Here is a 6,789-nt window from a genome sequence, read left to right as displayed (position 1 = left end):
GGCTTGGGAAAAGCTCGATCTGCAAGGCGCCGGGGTACAGAGTTTACAAATTCGCTTGCAAAAACTCCAGAAAAAACCTCTATGGGCCTATCTATACTGGTGTTTGTTTCCTGTGGGTGCTCATCGTTTTTACCTGGAAGAATCCTGGGCCTGGGTGTTTCCGCTGGCCACGGCGGGCATTGTGGTCCTCGCCCTACTCGGCCTGTTCTGGGAAGCCGTTGTTTTAGCCGTGCTGCTCCTGGGGGTCGCTGTTTGGGATCTCAGCCGCATCCAGCAATGGATCAGCAGCTACAACAAGGAACTGCGCAAAGCTACCTGGTTTGCCCGGCAAACACCGGCTGCCCCTGCCAATTACCAGGGCCGCACCGATACCGGTGAAGCCCCTGCCCAGTGGCAGCGGGAGTTGCAAGACTATACGGCGACCAAGGAAAGCGAGCGGGCGGGTCATCCCGCCACTCAGAATCCGGCCAGCAAAGGTTTTGCGCCGGGGCAAAGACGCATGTCCTTTGCCGAACAGGAGCGCTTGCTGCGGGAAATTGCCAGTGGCGCTAAAAACAAAGCGGATGGCAATGACTGATGAGGGCACTTACCGCTAAAATGGGTTCTTGACCCACATTTCTCAAGACTCTGCTTGGCAATGCCATGTCTATTTTTCTTTTTCGAACATTGCCAGATAACGTTCTTTGGGGAGAGGCAACTGCTTGGCAACGGCGAGAAAATCAGCCAGATGCAGAGGGGTGCTCATGCCCACCAGGGTAACACCAATTCCCGGCGTTGACCTTACAAACTGAATGGCGCGCTGGGCGGCGTTGGCCAGCTCGGGAATGCCTTCCAGCAGGGAAGGAATTTCTTCCTGGGCCAATAATCCCTTGCCCAGAGTGTGGCTGGCCATGATGGTCAGCTTGAGCTGAAAAGCCGCCTGAATGGTGGAGCCGATATTGCCCTGTCCGGTCACCTGGCTGAAACGCGTGTAGGCTTCGGGCATCAGCGCGTTGAAGGGTAATTCCACCACGCGCAGATGGTGCCGGTTGCCCTCCCCCGCCGCTTTTTCGGCCAGACCAATGAGACTGGTGAGGGACTGGAACAGGGTATGGTCCGTTTCCACCCGACAGGCATTGAAAGTAGAAATGCCGTAATAACGAATCTTGTTTTCCTGAACGGCCTGCTCCAGCACGGTAAAGACTTGGAGCAGCTTCTGGTACATCCGTTCTTTGCCAATCAGGGGAATGTGCACTTCGGGCTGATCCACCAGAAACACGTCCAGGGTTTCCAGACCGGTTTGCTGACGCAGGTCGTCCAGTTGCCAGGCAATATATTCCGGACTCAAACAATGCACATTTCCGGCCAGATCCTCTTCTTTACCCAGCCCTTTGGCGACCACTTCTTCACGGAAAAATGCGAGGGGATCTTCCGGCCGCCCCGCTGTAAAGGTCAAAAATCCGCCCTTGCCCACCACAAAAAACTCTTCCCGGCGAACACCTGCGGCCATGGCCTTGGCAATGCCGGCACCAACGGCCCGTCCGGCCCGGCCAAAGCGATAATTGGCACCGGTATCAATCACGTTGATTCCGGACTGCAGGGCCTGGGCGACGATGGCAGCCACAGCGAGATCAGTCACATCATCCACCGCGCCGGGAAAAGTACCCACTCCCAACGAGGACAGCTTGATCCGGGTATTGAGAAAATCACTGAAATGTTCTTCTGCCAGGGTGTCCGCAAAGCGCGCCACGTAAGCCTTGCTGCCCACACTATTGGCAGCGCCGGGAATCAAGGTGTTATCTGCAGCATTCACGCAGCATTTCTCCTGTTGGCAAAAAGGGGATGATGATGGAACAGATAATCCAGACGCGCTGTCACTTCCGGACGCAGGGGGCCCGGCAAAGGCAGATCATCCAGGTACTGGAACTGGCGGCTGTAATCCGGCGCATCTTCATCATCCAGATCCCATTCCACCGCTTCCAGCAGGGCTCGACCGGTTTCGGGCAGGGCCATATCCAGAGTGCGCCCTGACAGAGCCGCCCAGACACCGGTCCAGCAACGGGCCAGGGCTATGGGATGATACCCTCCCCCACCCAGCACCAGCAAACGCGGGCTTTCGGCAACGATTCTCCGGACAATGTCCCAGAACAGGCCATTGGATATGCGGAATTTGCTCAAGGGGTCCGGAGATAAAATATCCGTACCGGCCTGGAGGACCAGCACATCGGGGGCAAACTGCTGCAGTACCCGGGGCCAGAGGGCATCGAAAACGTGGGTATATTCCGTATCATTGATTTCCACCGGCAGGGGAAGGTTCACGGCCAGGCCTTCCTGGTCATCCAGCCCACCCCCCTGAAAGGGATAGGCATAAGCTGTATCCATGTGCAGAGACACCGTCAGGGTATCGGGGTCTTCCCGGAAGGCCGCTTCGACACCGTCGCCATGATGAGCGTCCATATCCCAGTAAAGTACCCGCAGCCCCGCCTTGCGCAAGCGCTGGATAGCCAGTACCGGATCATTCAGATAGCAGAACCCCCGCGCCTGAGCGGGGGCAGCATGATGCATCCCCCCTGCCGGACTGAAGGCGGTGAAACCTTGCAATACCAACTCCGCGCCCAGGATACTGGAGCCCGTAGCCAGATTGGGGGTATCAAAAAAGCCGGGGAAACAGGGATTTTCCAGCGTTCCTAATTGATATTGCTTGCGGTCGGCATCACGCACATTGCCGCGAAACTGGGCACGTTCAAAAGCCTGGATGTAATCGCGGGTGTGAAATCCGAACAGTTCCTGATGACTGGCTGGACGGCCCAGACAATATTCCTCGGGCGCCAAAGCCCCGTAGGCGTTGATCAGGTCAAGGGTCAGGGAAACACGGGGAATCGCCAGGGGATGATTGCTACCGTAGCTGGCGCGCCGGTAGCGGGCGGCACCCACAAATCGGGCCGGACGGGTCGCCGTAATTTGGGGATGCAGGAGCTGTTTTTCATTCATCCGCTATGTCCCCGCAGGCGCAGATAGACTTCCGGCAGACGCGCCGGCAGGCTGTCGAGATGGGGCAGCACCAGATAATGCCCCTGCCCGAACACCTGGGGCAGATATTCTCCACCCTGGGGATCGAGGCTGATACAAAAGGCGTGAATTCCCAATTCCAGAGCCTCGCGCACGGCCATCCGCGTATCTTCCTGCAAATAGCGCGGATCGCCGCCGTCATCATAATCCGCCGGACGCCCATCCGAAAGAATCAGCAATAAGCGCCGTTGGGCGGGACTGCGCAACATCAAGCGGGTACTATGGCGGATAGCCGCTCCCATGCGCGTGGCCAAACGTCCCGACAAGCCTCCCAGGATGGCTCTGGCGCGGGCATCAAATTTGTCGGCGAAGCGTTTGATGGGATACATCAGCACTTCATCATGATACTTGCTGGCAAAACCATAGACCGCAAAAGGGTCGCCCACTTCTAGCAGGGCCTCGCCAAAGAGCAGCATGGCGGCGCGCAGGCGATCCACCACCCTTACCCCGGAATCGCCAGCTTCGGCCATGATGGAGGTAGATAGGTCTGCCAACAGCAGCACGGCGGTGTCCCGCTGCTGAGGGCGGCGCTGCAAATATACGCTGGCCTTGGGTGAACGTCCGGCCCGCTTTTCGATGAGAAACTGGACCGCAGCCTCCAGATCCGGTTCCTCCCCTTCATACTGACGACGGCGTGGCGCCATCCGCGTCGGTTTCTGGGCCTGCAGGGCGCGTTTGAGGCGGCGCAGGGTGCCGTCATACTCAGCAGCTATTTCGATGGCCTTGGCTTCATCCTGCTCCCGCAGCTTGCGTTCATGGACCCGTGCCCAATCCATCTTGTATTGCTGATGGCGATAATCCCATTCCCGGTAAGGCCAGCCGCCCTTGGGGCCTTTGACCCCGCGACCGCTGCCCGCCACCTTGGCCGGCAGGGGAATACCCACGCCTACCCGGCCACCGGTACCCTGAATATCCTCCGGCGGAATTTCCATATCCGGGTCATTGCCTTCTGCCGATTGCGGCGCTTCCTTGGGCTTTTCCTGATGCCCGGCCGCCCCCAGGGCGCTGTCACCGTCCATTTCCGGGGCATCACTGCCGCGTTTTTGCCGGGGATAAACCGGCCGTGCGGCATTGGGAGAATGACCGGGCAGATAAGCCCGGGCACGCTCCACCAGCGTCAAAGGAGCGAGGGTCGTCGTCGCATAAAGGCCCAGAGCCACCCGAAAAGCATCGACAATCCCGGCTTCAGGACGAATCAACTCTGCCAGTTCCGGGGCCAGGCGGCCCTGCTGGTAGTCTTCCAGATACTGCTGTGCCTGTGCATAGTAGGCGGCCGCCACGCCTTCGGGCAGTCCATGCTTGCGTGCAGCCTGCAAAACCCGGGAAATATAGCCCGGCATTTCCCGATCCAGGGCCACATCCACCCGCAAATCTTCGCAGAGATCAAAAATCATCTGGAAGCGGATCATATCCTCGCCAAACTGGGCAAAAAGCGGTCGCCAGGTAATGCGCTGATCGGGGTCCAGAGGGGGATGCTCCATCCCGATTTCCGCAAAAAGGGCGTGAATGGCGTCCTGCTCGTAACTGTCAAAAGCCAGATGCGCGCCGGTATGGTAAAAAGCCAGCAGGGCTTCTTCCCGATCGGGCATGACGGCCGGCACAAAAAGACTGCGACCGTCAGTCTCCAGAAAACTGCGCCCCCCTTCCAGACTCCAGTCACCCTCTTCCAGGGGCAGATGCAAGCCTGTCCAAGCCTGCAAAAGCAGGCCAAAGAGGCGCTTATGAGCTCCCATGCGGAAACCGGGCAGCACCTCCAGCAGAAACCCCCGGGCTTCGTCACTTTCCAGACGAAACCAGGCTTCACCCCTTATGCGTCCGGCCGCCAGTACATCAGCCCCCCGTCTTGCCCATTCCGCCACACCATCCAGCCCGCAAATGCCGCGTACCTTGATGGCCCCGTCCAGATAAGTCCCCAGCCCCAGGCGGCCCTTGGCGAGACTTTCGGCAGGCTGTAACAGGGCTTCCAGCCCCGCTGTACCCTGCTCTCCAAAGAGGGTCTGCACCGGCATCCGGAAATAGGCCGCAGCGCTGTCCACATGACGATCAATCCAGGCCGCGCCCAGACGGAACCACAAGGCCTCGCCCTCAACACCCCAGTTGCTCCGGACCGTCGCCGCCTGTTGAAAAAAGCCCACCACCGCGCGAAAGGTACCGCGCTGGGTGAGAAACTGGCGGGCCTGTTCCAGCCAGGGGTCCAGTCCACCAAAGGCCGCTATCATGGTGGCGGTGGCGTGAAAACAGGCTTTGCCCGCCTCCCGGTCATAAAAAAACAGATCTCTACCGGTTTCCAGAAAACGCAGACAGGCGCTTTCCCCCAGGGGGGTTACCGCAGGCAGGGCATCGCGGGCATCTCGCCCGGCCACAAAACTGATGGCCGCCAGATGCTCGAGGATTTCTTCGGTCGCTTCCGACATGAAAGCTCCTTAGCGTTCCGGGAAGAAAGTCCGGAAAATTTCCAGCAGTGCCTCACTCAGTTCCGGATCATCGGTCTGAGGGTTGATGATGGCCATGGTGCAGGCCTCCAGCGGCTCCAGACCCGCCACCATCAGTGCGCCGGCATAAATCAGCGCCCGGGTCGAAGTCACTTCCTGCAAGCCCTGATCCTTCAGATTACGGGCCTTGTCTGCTGCCGCTACCAGCGCCTTGGAACGGGACTCATCCAGTCCCGCTTCTTTCATGACAATGCGGATTTCCACTTCCGCCGGCGGATAGGTGAAATTCATGCCTACAAAACGCTGTTTGGTAGAAGGCTTGAGGTCTTTCAGCACCGTCTGGTAACCCGGATTGTAGGAGATGACCAGCATGAAATCAGGATGGGCATTGATTTCCGTGCCCAGCTTTTCGATGGGCAGATGGCGACGATGATCGGTCAGCGGGTGGATGACCACCGTGGTATCCGTCCGCGCTTCGACAATTTCATCCAGATAGCAGATGGCGCCTTCACGCACTGCCTTGGTCAGCGGCCCGTCCTGCCAAACCGTGGCGTCGCCCTCGATGAGAAAGCGTCCGACCAGATCCGAACTGGTCAGATCTTCGTGGCAGGCGACGGTAATCAGCGGTCTTTTCAGACGCCAGGCCATGTGTTCCAGAAAGCGGGTTTTGCCACAGCCGGTCGGTCCCTTGAGCATCACCGGCAAACGACGGCTCCATGCCGCCATGAATACCCCGACTTCGTTGGCTACGGGCTGATAAAAAGGCTCTTCGATGATCATCTCACTCATTGCTCAACCCTCTTGATGTTGTTCGGCATGGCTACGCAAATACAAAAATATATGGCGCAGGGTATGGATCACCATTCGCTCCGGCTGGGCGGGCAAGGCATCCGCGCGCTCTGCTGTCAGACAGTTCTGGTAGTAAATCAGTTCACGGCAATTATCGCGAATGGTATTCCAGTGGGGTTTGCCCTTGACCAGGGTTTTCCACAATTCCAGCAGATCAGCATCGCTGGAATAGGGCTTATGCTCGCTTTCCAGCATGATCCGCAGCATGGCTTCGGCTTCGACAATACCTGCTGCCAGCAATTCCGGCAAAGGCATCCCCTCGGCCTGCTGTTTGGCCAGCCCTTCAATGCGGCCATGAACAGCATCCAGTCCCGCAATCAAATCATTTGACTTGGTCATCATCACTCCTGATCGGTTTTTCGGTGAAACCCGCTACCACTCCGGGAGATTTTCGTCTAGGATAAAAGAGTTTTAGCTAAATGCGTGTATAATTCATTTTATAGTGTGATTAATAAGGGGC

At 58.1% G+C, this 6,789-nt stretch carries 6 protein-coding genes; 1 reads left to right on the top strand and 5 read right to left on the bottom strand.

The genetic code is table 11. The annotated features are described in order from the left end of the window. Positions 1 to 577: TM2 domain-containing protein (locus AC2VLR_RS08770; RefSeq protein WP_486881790.1), on the top strand; the 577-nt coding region annotated here is incomplete at its 5' end. Between the two features lie 69 nt (positions 578 to 646). Here AC2VLR_RS08770 and AC2VLR_RS08765 read toward each other — a convergent pair. From AC2VLR_RS08765 to AC2VLR_RS08745, 5 genes are read right to left on the bottom strand one after another with little or no spacing between them, the layout of a single operon-like run. Then, the gene (locus tag AC2VLR_RS08765) at positions 647 to 1,792 is read right to left on the bottom strand and encodes an aldo/keto reductase (protein ID WP_486881789.1); all 1,146 of its coding nucleotides are present in this window, start codon (positions 1,790 to 1,792) and stop codon (positions 647 to 649) included. Further along, positions 1,789 to 2,970: an acetoin utilization protein AcuC gene (locus tag AC2VLR_RS08760; protein WP_486881788.1), complete on the bottom strand. Its 1,182-nt coding sequence runs from the start codon at positions 2,968 to 2,970 to the stop codon at positions 1,789 to 1,791. The genes AC2VLR_RS08765 and AC2VLR_RS08760 overlap by 4 nt, the downstream gene beginning before the upstream one ends. Further along, complete coding sequence (locus AC2VLR_RS08755; protein WP_486881787.1) at positions 2,967 to 5,462, bottom strand: nitric oxide reductase activation protein NorD; 2,496 nt, start codon at positions 5,460 to 5,462, stop codon at positions 2,967 to 2,969. The genes AC2VLR_RS08760 and AC2VLR_RS08755 overlap by 4 nt, the downstream gene beginning before the upstream one ends. Positions 5,463 to 5,471: 9 nt before the next feature. Then, complete coding sequence (locus AC2VLR_RS08750) at positions 5,472 to 6,269, bottom strand: AAA family ATPase (RefSeq protein WP_486881786.1); 798 nt, start codon at positions 6,267 to 6,269, stop codon at positions 5,472 to 5,474. 3 nt (positions 6,270 to 6,272) lie between these two features. Then, positions 6,273 to 6,671 carry a hypothetical protein gene (locus AC2VLR_RS08745; protein ID WP_486881785.1) on the bottom strand — a complete coding sequence of 133 codons (399 nt, stop codon included), beginning with the start codon at positions 6,669 to 6,671 and terminating at the stop codon, positions 6,273 to 6,275. Between the last annotated feature and the right edge of the window lie 118 nt (positions 6,672 to 6,789).

It is taken from the genome of Acidithiobacillus sp. TH-A117 (assembly GCF_057473465.1).
The sequence above is the reverse complement of the archived record's forward strand: the minus strand, read 5'-3'. Positions and strand labels throughout refer to the sequence as shown.